At 44.8% G+C, this 14,775-nt stretch carries 11 protein-coding genes; 7 read left to right on the forward strand and 4 right to left on the reverse strand.

What is annotated here, in order from left to right:
* Positions 1-3 precede the first annotated feature (3 nt).
* The gene (locus tag L8S15_RS03800; RefSeq protein WP_280572019.1) at positions 4-957 is read left to right on the forward strand and encodes a LysR family transcriptional regulator; all 954 of its coding nucleotides are present in this window, start codon (positions 4-6) and stop codon (positions 955-957) included.
* Between the two features lie 155 nt (positions 958-1,112).
* Positions 1,113-3,296, forward strand: coding sequence for a malate synthase G (locus L8S15_RS03805; RefSeq protein ID WP_280572020.1), 2,184 nt, complete (start codon positions 1,113-1,115; stop codon positions 3,294-3,296).
* A gap of 262 nt (positions 3,297-3,558) precedes the next feature.
* Here the strand turns inward: L8S15_RS03805 and L8S15_RS03810 are convergent, their stop codons facing one another.
* Together L8S15_RS03810 and L8S15_RS03815 are read right to left on the reverse strand one after the other, a co-directional pair.
* Positions 3,559-4,980, reverse strand: a complete 1,422-nt coding sequence (locus L8S15_RS03810) for an NAD-dependent succinate-semialdehyde dehydrogenase (protein ID WP_016792247.1) — start codon at positions 4,978-4,980, stop codon at positions 3,559-3,561.
* Positions 4,981-5,127: 147 nt separating this feature from the next.
* The gene (locus tag L8S15_RS03815; protein WP_016794524.1) at positions 5,128-5,910 is read right to left on the reverse strand and encodes an IclR family transcriptional regulator; all 783 of its coding nucleotides are present in this window, start codon (positions 5,908-5,910) and stop codon (positions 5,128-5,130) included.
* Between the two features lie 153 nt (positions 5,911-6,063).
* Here L8S15_RS03815 and pta point away from each other — a divergent pair, with 153 nt between their 5' ends.
* Positions 6,064-7,167, forward strand: a complete 1,104-nt coding sequence (gene pta / locus L8S15_RS03820; RefSeq protein ID WP_280572021.1) for a phosphate acetyltransferase — start codon at positions 6,064-6,066, stop codon at positions 7,165-7,167.
* Between the two features lie 73 nt (positions 7,168-7,240).
* On the forward strand, positions 7,241-8,005 hold the full coding sequence (locus L8S15_RS03825) for a sulfite exporter TauE/SafE family protein (protein WP_016789650.1): 765 nt from the start codon (positions 7,241-7,243) through the stop codon (positions 8,003-8,005).
* 84 nt (positions 8,006-8,089) lie between these two features.
* Here the strand turns inward: L8S15_RS03825 and L8S15_RS03830 are convergent, their stop codons facing one another.
* Both L8S15_RS03830 and L8S15_RS03835 read right to left on the reverse strand, forming a co-directional pair.
* Positions 8,090-9,808, reverse strand: a complete 1,719-nt coding sequence (locus L8S15_RS03830) for a cobalamin biosynthesis protein CobT (protein WP_280572022.1) — start codon at positions 9,806-9,808, stop codon at positions 8,090-8,092.
* Between the two features lie 3 nt (positions 9,809-9,811).
* Entirely contained in the window at positions 9,812-10,795 is a 984-nt protein-coding gene (locus L8S15_RS03835; protein ID WP_280572023.1) for a MoxR family ATPase, read from the reverse strand.
* A 262-nt stretch (positions 10,796-11,057) separates the two neighbouring features.
* Here L8S15_RS03835 and xsc point away from each other — a divergent pair, with 262 nt between their 5' ends.
* From xsc to L8S15_RS03850, 3 genes are all read left to right on the forward strand, one after another.
* Complete coding sequence (gene xsc / locus L8S15_RS03840; protein ID WP_280572024.1) at positions 11,058-12,869, forward strand: sulfoacetaldehyde acetyltransferase; 1,812 nt, start codon at positions 11,058-11,060, stop codon at positions 12,867-12,869.
* A 362-nt stretch (positions 12,870-13,231) separates the two neighbouring features.
* The gene (locus tag L8S15_RS03845) at positions 13,232-14,047 is read left to right on the forward strand and encodes an FRG domain-containing protein (protein WP_280572025.1); all 816 of its coding nucleotides are present in this window, start codon (positions 13,232-13,234) and stop codon (positions 14,045-14,047) included.
* 264 nt (positions 14,048-14,311) lie between these two features.
* Positions 14,312-14,749: a nuclear transport factor 2 family protein gene (locus L8S15_RS03850; protein ID WP_016767899.1), complete on the forward strand. Its 438-nt coding sequence runs from the start codon at positions 14,312-14,314 to the stop codon at positions 14,747-14,749.
* Positions 14,750-14,775: the final 26 nt, after the last annotated feature.

Genomic DNA, 14,775 nt, shown 5'->3' on the forward strand with positions numbered 1-14,775 from the left:
CTTATGAATATTGCTCGTATAGACCTTAATTTACTTGTGTATTTAGACATGTTGTTACGTGAAAGAAACGTAACTCGTGCGGCAAATCAGCTAGGAATTACTCAACCAGCCATGAGTAATGGACTGCGCCGACTGAGGGATTTATTTGAAGACCCACTACTGGTGAGAACAAGTGAAGGAATGGTTCCTACCGAGCGAGCGCACAAATTACAGCCGCTGATTCGCAACATACTGGCCAATGTAGAGAAGACGCTACAACCGACCACTGAGTTTAGTGCGGAAGACAGTGAACGTGTGTTTCGTATTATGGCGAGTGATTATGCTGAATCGACCATCATTCAACCATTGCTAAAAAAGTTGAGTGAGATCGCGCCGAAAATACGACTGGATATCATGACGCCAAGTGACGTGAGTTATCAGGATGTAGAGCAAGGAACTGTTGATATTATTATCAATCGTTTTGACGATATTCCACAGTCGTTTCACCAGATGAGCCTTTGGCACGACGGGTTTTCTTGCTTATTTAGCTGTGACAATCCAATAGCCGACAACTTTGATATTTTGTCTTATTTAAAGGCACAACATATTTGGGTGAGTAAAACCGGAATGGGAACCGGAGTCGGGATCAATCCGAGTGAAGCACAAAAGCTGGGTTGGATAGATGAAGCACTAATGCGTATTGGTAAAACACGAAATATTACGGTGTTTACTCGACACTACTTGTCGGCGATTTTGTTCGCTCAACAGAGAAATTTGATTCTTACCATTCCAACCAAAGCTGCACAATTGCAGCGCAATAATCCTAGGTTGTTGATCAAACCTGCGCCATTTGCGATTGAGCCCTTTGAGGTAAAAATGGCGTGGAGTCCATTATTACAAACCAATCCCGACCACCAATGGATGCGCCGCTTAATTAAAAGTGTTGCCAACGAGATAGAGAGTGGAGTGACGGGATAACACAGCTTGTAGGGTATTTTTTATATGAATATCCAGTATAACTGGCATAAATTAGCTAAATTTACGCCCGTTAAGTAAGTTTAAACTAGTTATTTAGATTTAAGTCAGTTAAGTAAATATATTGAGTAGTCATCAGTTAGCTTGAGAGAGATTTTATGAGCAGTCGTATTCAACAGGGAAGCTTGAACATTGATAGCACCCTCTACCAATTAATTAATGATCAGGTCATTCCTGGAACAGGCATTGTCGCTGAAGACTTTTGGCAATCATTTGCAACCATCCTTGAAGACTTGGCTCCAAAGAACCGCGCATTGCTTATTAAGCGCGACGATCTTCAACATCAAATTGACGTTTGGCACCAAGAGCGTGCTGGACAAACGCTAGATGCGGCAGAGTACAAACAGTTCTTGCAACAGATTGGCTACTTAGTGCCTGAGGGCGAAGACTTTCAAGTAACCACCGCAAGCGTTGAGCCTGAAATTGCAACACAAGCGGGCCCGCAGCTTGTTGTACCTATTATGAATGCACGTTTTGCACTTAACGCGGCTAATGCGCGTTGGGGCAGTTTATACGATGCGCTCTACGGAACCGATGTGATCAGCGAAAGTGACGGCGCGGAAAAAGGTGGAAGCTTTAACCCTGTGCGTGGCGCTAAAGTCGTGACTTATGCTCGTGAGTTCCTTGATGATGCTGCGCCACTAAATGGCGTTTCTCATAAAGACGTAACCAAATACAGCATCAGTAACGCTAGTATCGGTAATAAGCTGATAGCGACACTGGATAACGGTGAGGAAGTCACTCTAATTGATAGCGACCAGTTCATTGGCTATCAAGGCGACGCAAGTTCCCCTTCGTGCATTCTGCTTAAACACAATAATCTGCATATCGAAATTCAAATTGACCCGAGCGCACCGATTGGTAGCGTTGATGTTGCTGGTATTAAAGATGTATTAGTCGAAGCTGCCTTGACGACCATTATGGATTGTGAAGACTCGGTTGCTGCGGTTGATGGTGAAGATAAAGCGCTTGCCTATAGCAACTGGTTAGGTTTGATGAAAGGTGACCTGAAAGAGTCGCTAGAGAAAAACGGCAAAACCATCGTTCGTAGTTTGAATCCAGATCGCCAATACACCAGTGTCATTGGCGGTGAGATCTCGCTCAAAGGCCGCAGCATGTTATTTATACGTAACGTGGGTCACCTAATGACCAACCCTGCGATCATTGACGCCGAAGGTAATGAAGTACCTGAAGGCATTATGGATGGTATGATCACCTCGCTAATCGCGATACATGATTTAAAAGGCAATAGCGCTTACCAAAACTCGACCGCAAACAGTATCAACATTGTAAAACCTAAGATGCATGGCCCTGAAGAAGTGGCGTTTACCAATGAGTTGTTTGGTCGCATTGAAGATGCTTTAGGTTTAGACCGCTACACCATCAAAGTTGGCATTATGGATGAAGAGCGTCGTACTTCGGTCAACCTGAAAGAATGTATTCGTGCGGCTAAAGATCGTGTTGTGTTCATTAATACCGGTTTCTTAGACCGAACGGGTGATGAGATTCACACGAGTATGGAAGCTGGGCCATTTGCGCCTAAAACACAGCTGAAAACTATGACTTGGATTGGCGCATACGAAGATCAAAACGTTGATCTTGGCCTAGCTTGTGGCCTGCAAGGTAAAGCTCAAATCGGTAAAGGTATGTGGCCAGAGCCAGATAATATGGCGAAGATGATGGACGCGAAAATCGGACACCCACAAGCTGGCGCGAATACGGCTTGGGTACCTTCTCCAACTGCTGCGACTTTGCATGCTCTGCACTATCACAAAGTGAGTGTACCAAGCCGCCAGAAAGAGCTTCGTGAGCGAGTGAGAGCCAATGTAGACGATATCCTTACTATTCCGCTATTAGGTAATCAAAAGCTAACAGCTCAAGATATCCAAAACGAATTGGATAACAACACGCAAGGTATTCTAGGTTACGTGGTTCGTTGGATTGACCAAGGCGTAGGGTGCTCTAAAGTACCTGATATTAACGATGTAGGTTTGATGGAAGATCGCGCAACACTGCGTATTTCAAGCCAACACATCGCTAACTGGCTACGTCACGGTATTTGCGATGAAGCCCAAGTAATGAAAACTATGAAGCGCATGGCAGCAGTGGTTGATGAGCAAAACGCTGGCGACCCTAGCTACCGTAATATGGCTCCTAACTTTGAAAACAGCATTGCATTTTCAGCAGCTTGTCAGTTGGTATTCGAAGGTTGCGCCCAACCAAGTGGTTACACAGAGCCAGTGCTACATGCGATGCGATTGAAGTTAAAAGCACTTGCATAAAACAAGGTTGCTAAATAGGCCACAGAACAAAATAGCAAAGTAACGTAACTGTGTTACGGAGTAGCTAAATAACAACGTCACGTAACTGTGTTACGGAGTAGCTAAATAACAACGTCACTAAATAATAAAACCACTAAGAAAAGAAACACCCATTTAAACCGAGCCCAAGGTGCCGCGCTTTATAGCGCGGCTTTTTTTTGAGGGGTTATAGAAAGAGAATAGCTGAGTCAGTGAGGAAACTTAGTGACTACCAACCCTATTTTCAACCAAAGCAAAGATACTTAATATCCATATACTCATCGATGCCTTCCTTTGCGCCTTCACGGCCAATACCTGATTGCTTAACACCACCGAAAGGGGCGACTTCAGTCGAGATCATACCGTCATTAATGCCGACCATACCGTACTCAAGTGCCTCTGCTATGTTCCATACTCGATGAATGTTCTGACTGTAGAAGTACGACGCTAATCCATAAATGGTGTCATTTGCCATCTCAATAAGCTCTTCGTCTGTCTCGAATCGCATCACAGGAGCGACAGGACCAAAGATCTCTTGCTGAACAATGTCCATGCTGTGTTTTACATCTTTAAGAACAACGGGTTGAAGGAAGAGTCCATCAAGTTGTTGAAGTGGCGTCACAGGTGTCGCGCCTTGTTCAATAGCTCGGTTTATCAATCCTTGGATGTTTTGCTTAGCACCTTCATTGATAACAGGGCCAACCGTTACACCCTCATCTAAGCCGTTTCCAATTTTAAGCAGCTGTACCGCTTGGTCGAATTTAGCCACAAACTCATCGTGTACTTTACTGTGTACGTAGAAACGGTTTGCACAAACACAGGTTTGGCCTGCATTACGGAATTTTGAAGCCATTGCGCCTTGAACGGCCGCGTCGATGTCTGCATCGTCAAACACAATAAAAGGTGCGTTGCCGCCCAGTTCCATTGAAGTGCGCTTAATGCTTTTCGCAGCTTGAGCCATCAAGATACTGCCGACTCGGGTAGACCCAGTAAAAGAGATTTTTTTAATCAGTGGGTGTGAGGTGAAAAGACCACCCACTTGCTCTGGGCTTTCACCGAGTACGACTTGAAGTAGATCTTTAGGAATGCCCGCTTGATATGCCAGCTCAACCACAGCAAACGCAGACAGTGGTGTCTCGTCTGAGGGCTTCACAATAAAACTACAGCCAGCAGCAAGGGCAGGGGCGGCCTTACGAGTGATCATTGCAATCGGAAAGTTCCACGGCGTAATGGCACACGCGACCCCAATCGGCTGCTTGATTGTTACTAAGCGTTTGCCAGCGACTGTGCTAGGAATGGAGTCACCGTAAGTGCGCTTGGCTTCTTCGGCGAACCACTCAATGAAACTCGCGCCATACACCACTTCGCCCGTCGCTTCTGCTAACGGCTTACCTTGTTCGATGGTCATTAGGCGAGCAAGATCTTCTTTGTTTTCAAGGATCAGTTGATGCCAACCACTTAGCAATGCAGCACGGGATTTAGCGGGAATTTTTGCCCACTCTTTCTGCGCAACATGAGCGCGTTCGATAGCGCTCTCTAACTCTGCCTCAGATGAGATTGGTGCATGCCCAATAAGCTCACCCGTTGCTGGGTTTGTGACTGCAACTGCGTTGTTCGCTTCTGTCACCATAAAAGAGAGTAAGTGCTGGTTCTTAATGTTTAGCATCGTGATTCCTTTGTTGTGATTACTTTAGACGTGTTGCTTATGTGCGGGTTGGCGAGTGTTCAAATGACTTCGACCAAATGTTCATTGGTCGAAGGGCATGGATGTTAAGTCGCTAATCTTGGTTATTCTCTGAGATAAATCTTCTCACTAGCCCCAGTTATCAGACTCTATCTTCGCGAGCGCTTTGGCTGCTTTTTGAAGAGCTGGCAGAAACTTGATCGCTTCGTCTGGTTTTACTCGAATCACTGGAGCTTGTATTGCTAAGCCAAGATTGGATTGGCCAGTAGAAGACGGTATTAATACGGCGATACAGACTAACCCTGGTAAGAACTCTTCATCATCAATAGCAAAACCTTGGATCTTCGCTTCTTCGATGTCTTTCTCTAACGTCGAATAGTCAGTAATGGTTTTCACTGTGTACTGAGTCAGTGGCACGTTTTCAATCAGTCTTCTGCGCTGTGATTTCGACATGTGCGCCAAAAACAGTTTGCCTGTAGCTGAGCAATGCACGGGTACGCGAGAGCCTGGCTGTAGATGGAAGCGCAGCGGGGCTTCAGTTTCTGCGCGATCAAGATAGATGATCTCACCGCTCGACAGTGCCGTTAGGTTGCAGCTCTCGCCGACTTCTGCTCGAAGGTTTTCAAGAATAGTGCGTCGTGCGCTGTGCATGGTGCTATTCAACAGCAGATTTTCAGCAAGCTTTCTGAGTCGAATACCAGAGCTGTAATGCTTCTCATCGCCGTCTCGTTGAATGATGCCTGCTGCTTCTAACTGCTGAAGCATTCGGTGCAGGGTCGGTTTTGGTAGTCCAGTTTCTTCGACTAATCCCTGAAGAGAAATAAACTCGTCTTTTTGCGCTATCACCTCTAATAGTGCAAAAAGTCGGAGAGTCGGTGTATCCCCTTGAACTGGTGGTGTTTCTGTTTGCATATAATGATCCATCCTTGCGATATGTCTATGCCTAAGAGTGTACATACCAAATCATTATTCTTCAATTATCTGAATAAAATTTGACCTTTTTTATTATTTCAATAATATAAATATAAATTATGGAACAATTAATCTCAATAAATGGAATTTAAGATGAAGGCGATTGAACGGATTATTGATAAGGCTCACTTAGATCGTAAGCGAGTGGTTTTGAGCGAAGCAGAAGACCCTCGTGTACTCAAAGCGGCGCGATTGGCGATAGATAAACAGCTCGCTTACATCACGCTGGTCGGTGATGAAAAGGCGATTATCGAAGCAGCGCAGTTGAACCACATTAATCTCGCCGGCATTCATATTGTTTCACCACAAACATCAGCACTTAAAGCCGTGTTGGCTGAACGTCTGTATGAGTTAAGAAAAGCCAAAGGCATGACTTATGAAGATGCATTGGAGAAGGTTAAAGACCCACTGATCTTTGCCAATTTGATGGTAAGAGAAGGGCTGGTGGATGGGACAGTAAATGGCGCAGTTTATACCACGTCTGATGTGGTGCGAGCTGCGCTTCAGATTATCGGCCCCGCGCCAGACAGTGAATTGGTGTCTAGCTTCTTTCTGATGATGTTGTGTGAGCCTTTCCATAATCTCAAAGGTGGCATGATTTTCAGTGACTGTGGTTTGGTGATTAACCCCAATGAAACCGAGCTGGCATCGATTGCCGTAGCGGCATCAAACAGTGCTCAAACACTGCTGATGGAAGAACCTAAAGTCGCAATGTTGTCATTTTCTACCAACGGCAGCGCTAAACACGAATCGGTCGATAAGGTTCGTAATGCCGCTCAGTTAGTGAAGCAACGCTGTCCCGGAATAGCTGTCGATCAGGATGTTCAACTCGATGCCGCGATTGTGACTGAGATTGCCGCGAAGAAGCTGCCAGATTCAGAGGTGAAAGGTCAATCGAACGTGTTGATATTCCCCAATTTAGAAGCAGGCAATATTGGTTATAAGCTTGCGGAGAGGTTAGGTGGGGCAGTTGCGATTGGACCGTTATTACAAGGCCTGAACCAACCTGCCAATGATCTATCGAGAGGGTGTAGCGCGCAAGATATCTTTAATGTGATCGCGGTGACCGCGGTACAAGCGCAGCAAGGGAAAGTGTCTGATTCTAACGCTGATATTGATATTGATATTGATATTGATATTGATATTGAAGCTGATGTTGAAGAAAGAGAAGAGTCGACGTTTGATTTTAGGTATTAACATTTAGCTCCCGAAGCTAATACTGAATCTTGCACCCAAAATAAAACCCTAAACAACCTAATTAGGATTGCTGATGGAGTTACCTGTTTTACTCGCCATTCTTGCCACCATCGCGGTGGGTACCTATTTCCAAACCGTCACGGGGTTTGGTCTTGGGATCATTGTAATTGGTTTAACGGTCAGTCTTAATCTGGTTTCCTTACCCGTTATTGCTGCTGTGGTCAGTATTGTGACTTTGTTTAATTGCTTTGTCGCTTTGATGGGTAAGCCACTGCTTGGGGAGCTCAAAATTCTGGTGGTGTTAGTCATCGGTATTATTCCCGGTGTATCGATGGGGGTGTTTTTGCTGAACGAGTTGAGTGACTCTGCGACCAATATCCTACGAGGGTTATTAGGTGCGATGGTGCTATTCGCAGGTTTGAGCTTTATGTTCAAACCTAAAACCAGAAAGGATCGTTCGGCAACGGTATCATTCCTTATATCAGGATTTAGCTCTGGTTTAGCGGGCGGGTTATTTGGGATGGCGGGCCCTCCGATTGTTTATCATCTCTATCGGCAACCTTTTACACTCGATCTGGTGCGAAGCACACTGCTGATGGTGTTCGCTTGTACGTCGATGTCGCGTACTGTCAATGTCTACGTTGCAGGCGACATGGAACCGAGCATACTGTGGCTATCCGCTATTGCTGTCCCCTTGGTGGCGCTTGTCACTATGTTTGCTCGGCGCTTCCCACCGCCGTTGTCTAATGATCAACTCAGAAAGTTAGTGTTTATTGTGTTGATGTTGATTGGTGGGTACTTGATGGCGGTCTCTGCATGGTCGTTGTTTTTGGCTTAGAACGTTTTCTTTATCAAAATTATCTTTGAAAGAGGAGGGCTTGATTCTCGTTTAATGCTTGATGAAGCCCTCCTTACTGACACGTCAGCGCTTTAGCATCTCAAATACGCTCTTAGATAATCCAAATAAGCAGCTCTCCTGCACATCTAAGGTGATGTTACTGCGGTAGTACGGGCTTAAATCGACGCCCATCCCTACGCCATGAATCTCAATACCGTTTTTGGTCGACTCGCGTTCAATGACTTGTTTGAGATGGTTATCCAAATAGAACTGATCGTTGGCGGTGCTGGTGGCGGTATCCATCGGACAGCCGTCTGAGAACACGATCAAAACCTTTCGTTGTGCACTGTGCTGCTTTAAACGCAGGCTAGCGAACTGCACTGCTTCGCCATCAATCCCTTCTTTAAAGATGTCTGCTTTCCGAAGGCTAGCAATGCCTAGGCGAGAGCGTCTCCAATGTGTATCAAAATCTTTAAACACAATATGTCGAACTTCGTTTAAGCGGCCTGGGTGTTTTGGTTGACCTTGCTTGAGCCACTGTCGATAAACTTTTCCACCGTTCCAGTTATTGGTCGTGAATCCAATGATCTCAAATGGAATGTTGGCCAGTCCAACGGATTTAAGAATCGTATCCATCAACAGGCTTAACTTGTGACTGTGCTTTTGCATTGAACCTGAGCAATCCATTAAAAACGTGATCACACATTGATGAGATGCGCCGATGTCAGGTTGATAAAAGACAGTGCGATCCAATGGCGAAGTGATGAGCTTGGTGATGGTAGTGGCGTTAACAATGCCTTCTTCTAAATGATCCTGACGTCGGTTCGTTTGTGGCGTCGCAACAAAGCTGGTGAGCATAGCGGCCAAGCGGCGAGTGTTGACTTGTCTCGCCATGATGTCATCGGTGAGTTTCTGCCTCAGTTCGAGTAATAGGGCGCGCCTGACGAGTTTGTCTGCCGCGATGACTTGATCAAATTCTGAATTAAAGACCTGATAATTGGCACCCGACAGCTCGAATACCTTGCTACTGCCTGTGATGTCTGTATCGACGTCTTGATCTTGAATGTCACCATCAACAATCAAGGCAAGCTGTGCAAGGATCTTAATGTCTTCTTCGACCGTAGGCGTGGGCGAGTTATCACTTTCTTGTTCTTGGATGATTAACTCTTGTGCAAGGGCTGTAAGCTCCTTAGCGCAGTGAGCAAACTGTTGTTGGTCGGTTCTATGTTGCTTTAAGCGCTTCAGGCTGTACCCGAAAGTAGGCACGATGCCGGCGCGAGTCGATTCGATGGTTTCAGCAATGGGCTCCGAAACTGGGACACCGGTTAAGCGGGTGTGGATGACTTGCATCAGTGTAAACAGCAACATGCCGATTCGTGATTCGGTGAAGCCATTCTGATGATATTGGTCGCTCCAATACGCAAAATTAAACTGAATACTGGTGGTCACGCCTTTTAGATAAGATGGAACTTGCGATTCAATTCGTACTTGTTCGCAGAAGTCGTAAAGCAGACGTTCTATTTCGTTTTGAGGGCGTAGTGAATAGTGAAGATCAGCATCTGAAAGCAAGAGTCGTAATGCTGATGAATCGATCTTGCCTTGCATCGAAAGCTTGCTGTTTTTCAACTCATGGCGAGAAACAAAGGTGAGATCGTTAGTATGTGCAGACTGATAATAACAGGGGCTATTGCCTTTATAGAGACGTTCTCCCCGATAATTCAGACTCAACTCACCGCTGATCGCTCTGGCGACAGACACGCCAAGATCGAGGATCTTTTTCTGCTGGGAAGAAACATTGGCCATGGTTTACGACTCCGAGTGCGAATAGTTTTGAGTGGGCGTTTCTAAATCTTCACCAAAACAACGGAAATAATATTCGCTAACCAGTTCTTTTTCTTCGTCTTCACAGCGATTCAAGAATGACAGTCTAAATGCCGTCGCTACATCGTCGAATATTTGGATATTTTCGGCCCAAGTGAGCACCGTTCGCGGAGACATCACCGTTGAAAGGTCGCCAGCTCGAAACCCGTTACGCGTTAATCCTGCGGTGGCGATCATTTTCTCAACCAGTTGTCGGCCACTTTCATTATTCAGCTCTGGAAGCTTGGATAACACGATCTTAGTTTCATGCTGTGGATCTAAATAGTTAAGCGTGGCGATGATGTTCCATCTATCTAATTGACTGTGGTTAAGCACTTGAGTGCCAGAATACAAACCTGAGAAGTTACCCAAGCCAAGCGTGTTACAGGTAGCAAACAGGCGGAAAGAAGGGTGAGGCGTGATCACTCGGTTTTGTTCTAAAGAGGTGTATTTACCGTCTTGCTCTAATAGCTGTTGAATCACAAACATCACGTCAGGGCGACCAGCGTCGTACTCATCTAACACCAGTGCGATGGGTTGTTGAATGCTCTGAGGAAGAATGCCTTCTTTAAACTCTGTTACCTGCATTCCGTCTTTAATGACGATGCTGTCTTTACCTATGAAATCCAAGCGACTTAGGTGTCCGTCTAGGTTGATCCTCAAGCATGGCCAGTTCAATCTCGCGGCGATTTGCTCAATGTGAGACGACTTGCCCGTCCCATGTGTGCCTTGAATCAGTGTGCGACGATTGGAAGTGAACCCCGCTAATATAGCTAGCGTCACTTCGGGGTCAAAACAGTAATTAGGGTCGACTTTCGGCACATATTCGCCCGCGTTTTCAAATGCCATCACGGTTAGATTGCTGTCTATCCCAAAGCGTTCTCTCACACTTACTGGTTGCGTTGGTATCAATTCCGCCTCTTTCATCATATTTCCCTCTATATAGCTCATAACTTGTCGCTGCTATCGCGATATGACATCGATTATTAACAGCTCCTCTTAAGTTAATGGCACTTTTTGTACGAAAAACTACCAATAATGTGATCCAGTTTTATTAATTAGAATGAATTGTTCCAATTTAATATAAAAAGTTGACGTGCAAAAATTCTACTACTAAGGTGAAAATGAATTCGAAAAAGAGACAATTCATTCCGAAAAATGAAATTTTGGTTAACTCAAGGAGAATGGAAGAATGAGTGAGCAAGAAAAACGTACGGTTGTTTCCGGCACAGTAACAATGACACCATCAGAAGCGTTCGTTGAAACTATGGTTGCTAATGATGTTACCGACATGTTCGGCATCATGGGGTCAGCATTTATGGACGCAATGGATATCTTTGCTCCTGCTGGCATTCGATTGGTCCCAGTGGTACACGAGCAAGGTGCTGCTCACATGGCAGATGGTTACTCTCGTGTATCTGGTCGTCATGGTGTGGTTATCGGGCAAAATGGCCCGGGTATTAGTAACTGTGTGACCGCTATTGCAGCGGCGTTCTGGGCACATAGCCCAGTCGTCATTGTGACGCCAGAGACAGGCACTAAAACAATGGGCTTAGGTGGTTTCCAAGAGTGTAACCAGCTTCCAATGTTCCAAGAGTTTACTAAGTATCAAGGACACGTAACGCACCCAGACCGTATGGCGGAATACACAGGGCGATGTTTTGACCGCGCAATGAGCGAAATGGGTCCGACTCAGCTGAACATTCCACGTGACTATTTCTACGGCGAAACTCAAACTGAGATCCCTAAACCCGCGCGTTTAGACCGTGGTCCAGGTGGCGAGAAATCTCTGAATGAAGCAGCAGACCTGATAGCTGAAGCGAAATTCCCAGTCATCATTTCTGGTGGCGGTGTGGTAATGGCTGACGCAGTTCAAGAGTGTGCGGCACTGGCAGAAAGATTAGGCGCACCCGTAGTGAACAGCTACCTACACAATGACTCTTTCCCTGCGAGTCACCCATTATGGTGTGGCCCTCTAGGCTACCAAGGTTCGAAAGCAGCAATGAAATTGATGGCTCAAGCGGATGTGGTTATCGCGTTGGGTACACGTCTTGGTCCATTTGGTACCTTGCCTCAACATGGCATGGACTACTGGCCGAAGAACGCGAAAATCATTCAGATTGATGCAGACAACAAGATGCTAGGTTTGGTTAAGAAGATTTCTGTTGGTATCTGTGGCGATGCGAAAGCAGCTGCGGTTGCTCTATCTGAAAGGTTGGAAGGCCGCGCACTGTTGTGTGATGACAACAAAGGCGCTCGTCAAGATACAGTCGCAACAGAGAAAGCACTGTGGGAAAAAGAGCTTGATGAGTGGACACACGAACGTGACTCGTTCAGCTTAGATATGATTGAAGAAAACTCACACGAGACTCCGTTCTCTGGTGGCGAATATCTACACCCACGCCAAGTATTGCGTGAGCTAGAAAAAGCGATGCCTGAAGAGGTAATGGTCTCGACGGACATCGGTAACATCAACTCAGTGGCAAACAGCTACTTACGCTTTGAAAAACCACGTAGCTTCTTTGCTGCAATGAGTTTCGGTAACTGTGGTTATGCGTTCCCGACCATCATTGGTGCGAAAGCAGCGGCACCTCATCGTCCCGCTATTTCTTATGCTGGCGATGGTGCGTGGGGCATGAGCTTGATGGAAACCATGACATGTGTTCGCCATAACATTCCAGTGACAGCCGTGGTATTCCACAACCGTCAATGGGGTGCTGAGAAGAAGAACCAAGTCGACTTCTACAACCGACGCTTTGTTGCTGGTGAACTTGAGAACCAAAGCTTTGCAGAGATCGCACGAGCAATGGGCGCTGAAGGTATCACAGTTGATAAGCTAGAAGATGTAGGCCCAACTCTGCAAAAAGCTATCGACATGCAAATGAACGAAGGCAAAACAACCATCATTGAAATCATGTGTACTCAGGAATTGGGCGACCCGTTCCGCCGAGATGCACTATCAACACCGGTTCGTTTCCTAGATAAATATAAAGACTACGTATAAGTCATAGGAAGTTTGTCCGGCCACCGCATTATAAAGAACGTGGTCGGGCAATATTAACGGGTATTGGCAAAGTGCTTAAGTGAAGAACGTAAACGCTTAGTTCAATAATTTCTACTTAAACATTAGAACACTAATTAAATGTTCCATCGGTACATAAGTGGTTCTAGCTATATAAATTTTGTCACTCATTATTATTGTTCGATCCTTAACTAATGGATCCATAAATGGTCATCTTTGACGAAGATATATACCTATTATCATTTTTCAATAATTACAACTATACCAATTGAACAATTGAACAATTGATTAACGTGATTATTAATACTTTAACTTTACCGAATATAAATTAAATGACTTATTGTATGAATGTTGTGAAAAATAAACGTTATATAAGCTCACTCGAAGAGCTGTATGAAATAATCGATTCACTCATTGCTGAGTGTAGTGGACATCGTGATTTGATTTATAACGTGTGTGATTATGAAAATAATAACTTGATGCCGAGCTTAGGCCGATCAAATCGAAAGAATATTCGCCGTTTCGAACAAGAGCTTCTCTCGACCGTGAGAGTTTATGGTGGGCATTCGTTGAGTGCACACGAGATAAACGATTGGTTACTGATGTGTTTAGCCAAGAAACAGGGGTTTCCAACCCGTTTACTTGAATGGACAGATAACCTGATTAATGCGCTGTGGTCTGTATGTCATAGCCAAAGTAAAGACTGTATCAATATTATTAAAGCCATTGATTATCATAAAGTTAGTGTTTTCAACTCACCATGTGACCTCAATAGGACTCAGATATTCAATGTGGCTGATTGTGATCAGCAAGAGCAACGAAAAGATAAGTGGTATTCCATTCACCCATTTAAGGAAGGTGGCAATGATGCCATTCAGCCTTTGTACGATGAAAAAGAATATTCAAACGGTCTAGTATCCGTTCATATTCTTCCATCAGCGAAAGTAAACCTGATAAAGGAATTAATCTCCATGAATGTTTTAAATGAACCGACAGAATATATTGAAGAGAAACTGGCTGATTTGAAAAATGAAGCCCATATAGACAGCAATCAAGCAATGAATAAAGGCGAGGGTAATATCGAGTTACAAGTTAATACTCATGATCGCCAGCTTGAGCAGTATGGCCGAAAGTACCATCAAGATTTTGATTTCGACTAAAGTCTAATATTTCTAATGATTTTATTTAGACCTCATATAAATCTAGTGATTACGAGATAAATAAAATCAGAACACTAATTAATTTATAAAAAGATGAAATCTGTGAGCTTAAAGATTGTTTATAAAGTAACTCGAAGTTAGAGTGGCGAATCTTGTTATCAAGTTGTTAAATTTTCACAGATCTAGTTTAAACACTCTAATAAAAAAGTGGCGCAAAGCTACTGAAATTTAAACCAATAACGAAAACATAAAGGATTCTGGAATATGAATATGCAAACCAATGCAGCGACATTCGTGCTGGAAAACCAAGTCGACACCGCCTTTTTACAGTCTTTTAGTGATGCATGGAATAACCATGATATTGAAGCGCTAATGTCGTTTATGACCGAAGACTGTGTCTTCCACACCGTGGCAGGAGAAGGCGAACTTGGAAACACTATCGAAGGGTACGAAGCCGTTCGTAATAGCTTTGAATTGGTTTGGCAGAACTTTCCAGATGCAGCCTGGAGCGACCCTGTCCACTTTGTGTGTGGCGACCGCGCGGTAAGCGAATCAACGTTCTCTGCGACTAACCCTGATGGCACCGTCATCGAAGCTCGTATGGTTGATGTGTTTACCCTGAAAGAGGGAAAAATCAGCGTAAAAAATGCCTTCCGTAAAACACGACCTCTTTTGACTCCTAACAACACTCCCAAGAGCTAGACACGAAACCACAACCCGTTCACGTG

This window comes from Vibrio sp. S/42/10 (assembly GCF_029890535.1).
Classification (GTDB): Bacteria; Pseudomonadota; Gammaproteobacteria; order Enterobacterales; family Vibrionaceae; genus Vibrio; species Vibrio cyclitrophicus.

Excerpts from the sequence above, each read along its gene's own strand:
- L8S15_RS03800 (WP_280572019.1), top strand. The coding sequence starts at position 4 with ATGAATATTGCTCGTATAGACCTTAATTTACTTGTGTATTTAGACATG.
- L8S15_RS03805 (WP_280572020.1), top strand. The coding sequence starts at position 1,113 with ATGAGCAGTCGTATTCAACAGGGAAGCTTGAACATTGATAGCACCCTC.
- L8S15_RS03810 (WP_016792247.1), bottom strand. The coding sequence starts at position 4,980 with ATGCTAAACATTAAGAACCAGCACTTACTCTCTTTTATGGTGACAGAA.
- L8S15_RS03815 (WP_016794524.1), bottom strand. The coding sequence starts at position 5,910 with ATGCAAACAGAAACACCACCAGTTCAAGGGGATACACCGACTCTCCGA.
- pta (WP_280572021.1), top strand. The coding sequence starts at position 6,064 with ATGAAGGCGATTGAACGGATTATTGATAAGGCTCACTTAGATCGTAAG.
- L8S15_RS03825 (WP_016789650.1), top strand. The coding sequence starts at position 7,241 with ATGGAGTTACCTGTTTTACTCGCCATTCTTGCCACCATCGCGGTGGGT.
- L8S15_RS03830 (WP_280572022.1), bottom strand. The coding sequence starts at position 9,808 with ATGGCCAATGTTTCTTCCCAGCAGAAAAAGATCCTCGATCTTGGCGTG.
- L8S15_RS03835 (WP_280572023.1), bottom strand. The coding sequence starts at position 10,795 with ATGATGAAAGAGGCGGAATTGATACCAACGCAACCAGTAAGTGTGAGA.
- xsc (WP_280572024.1), top strand. The coding sequence starts at position 11,058 with ATGAGTGAGCAAGAAAAACGTACGGTTGTTTCCGGCACAGTAACAATG.
- L8S15_RS03845 (WP_280572025.1), top strand. The coding sequence starts at position 13,232 with ATGAATGTTGTGAAAAATAAACGTTATATAAGCTCACTCGAAGAGCTG.
- L8S15_RS03850 (WP_016767899.1), top strand. The coding sequence starts at position 14,312 with ATGAATATGCAAACCAATGCAGCGACATTCGTGCTGGAAAACCAAGTC.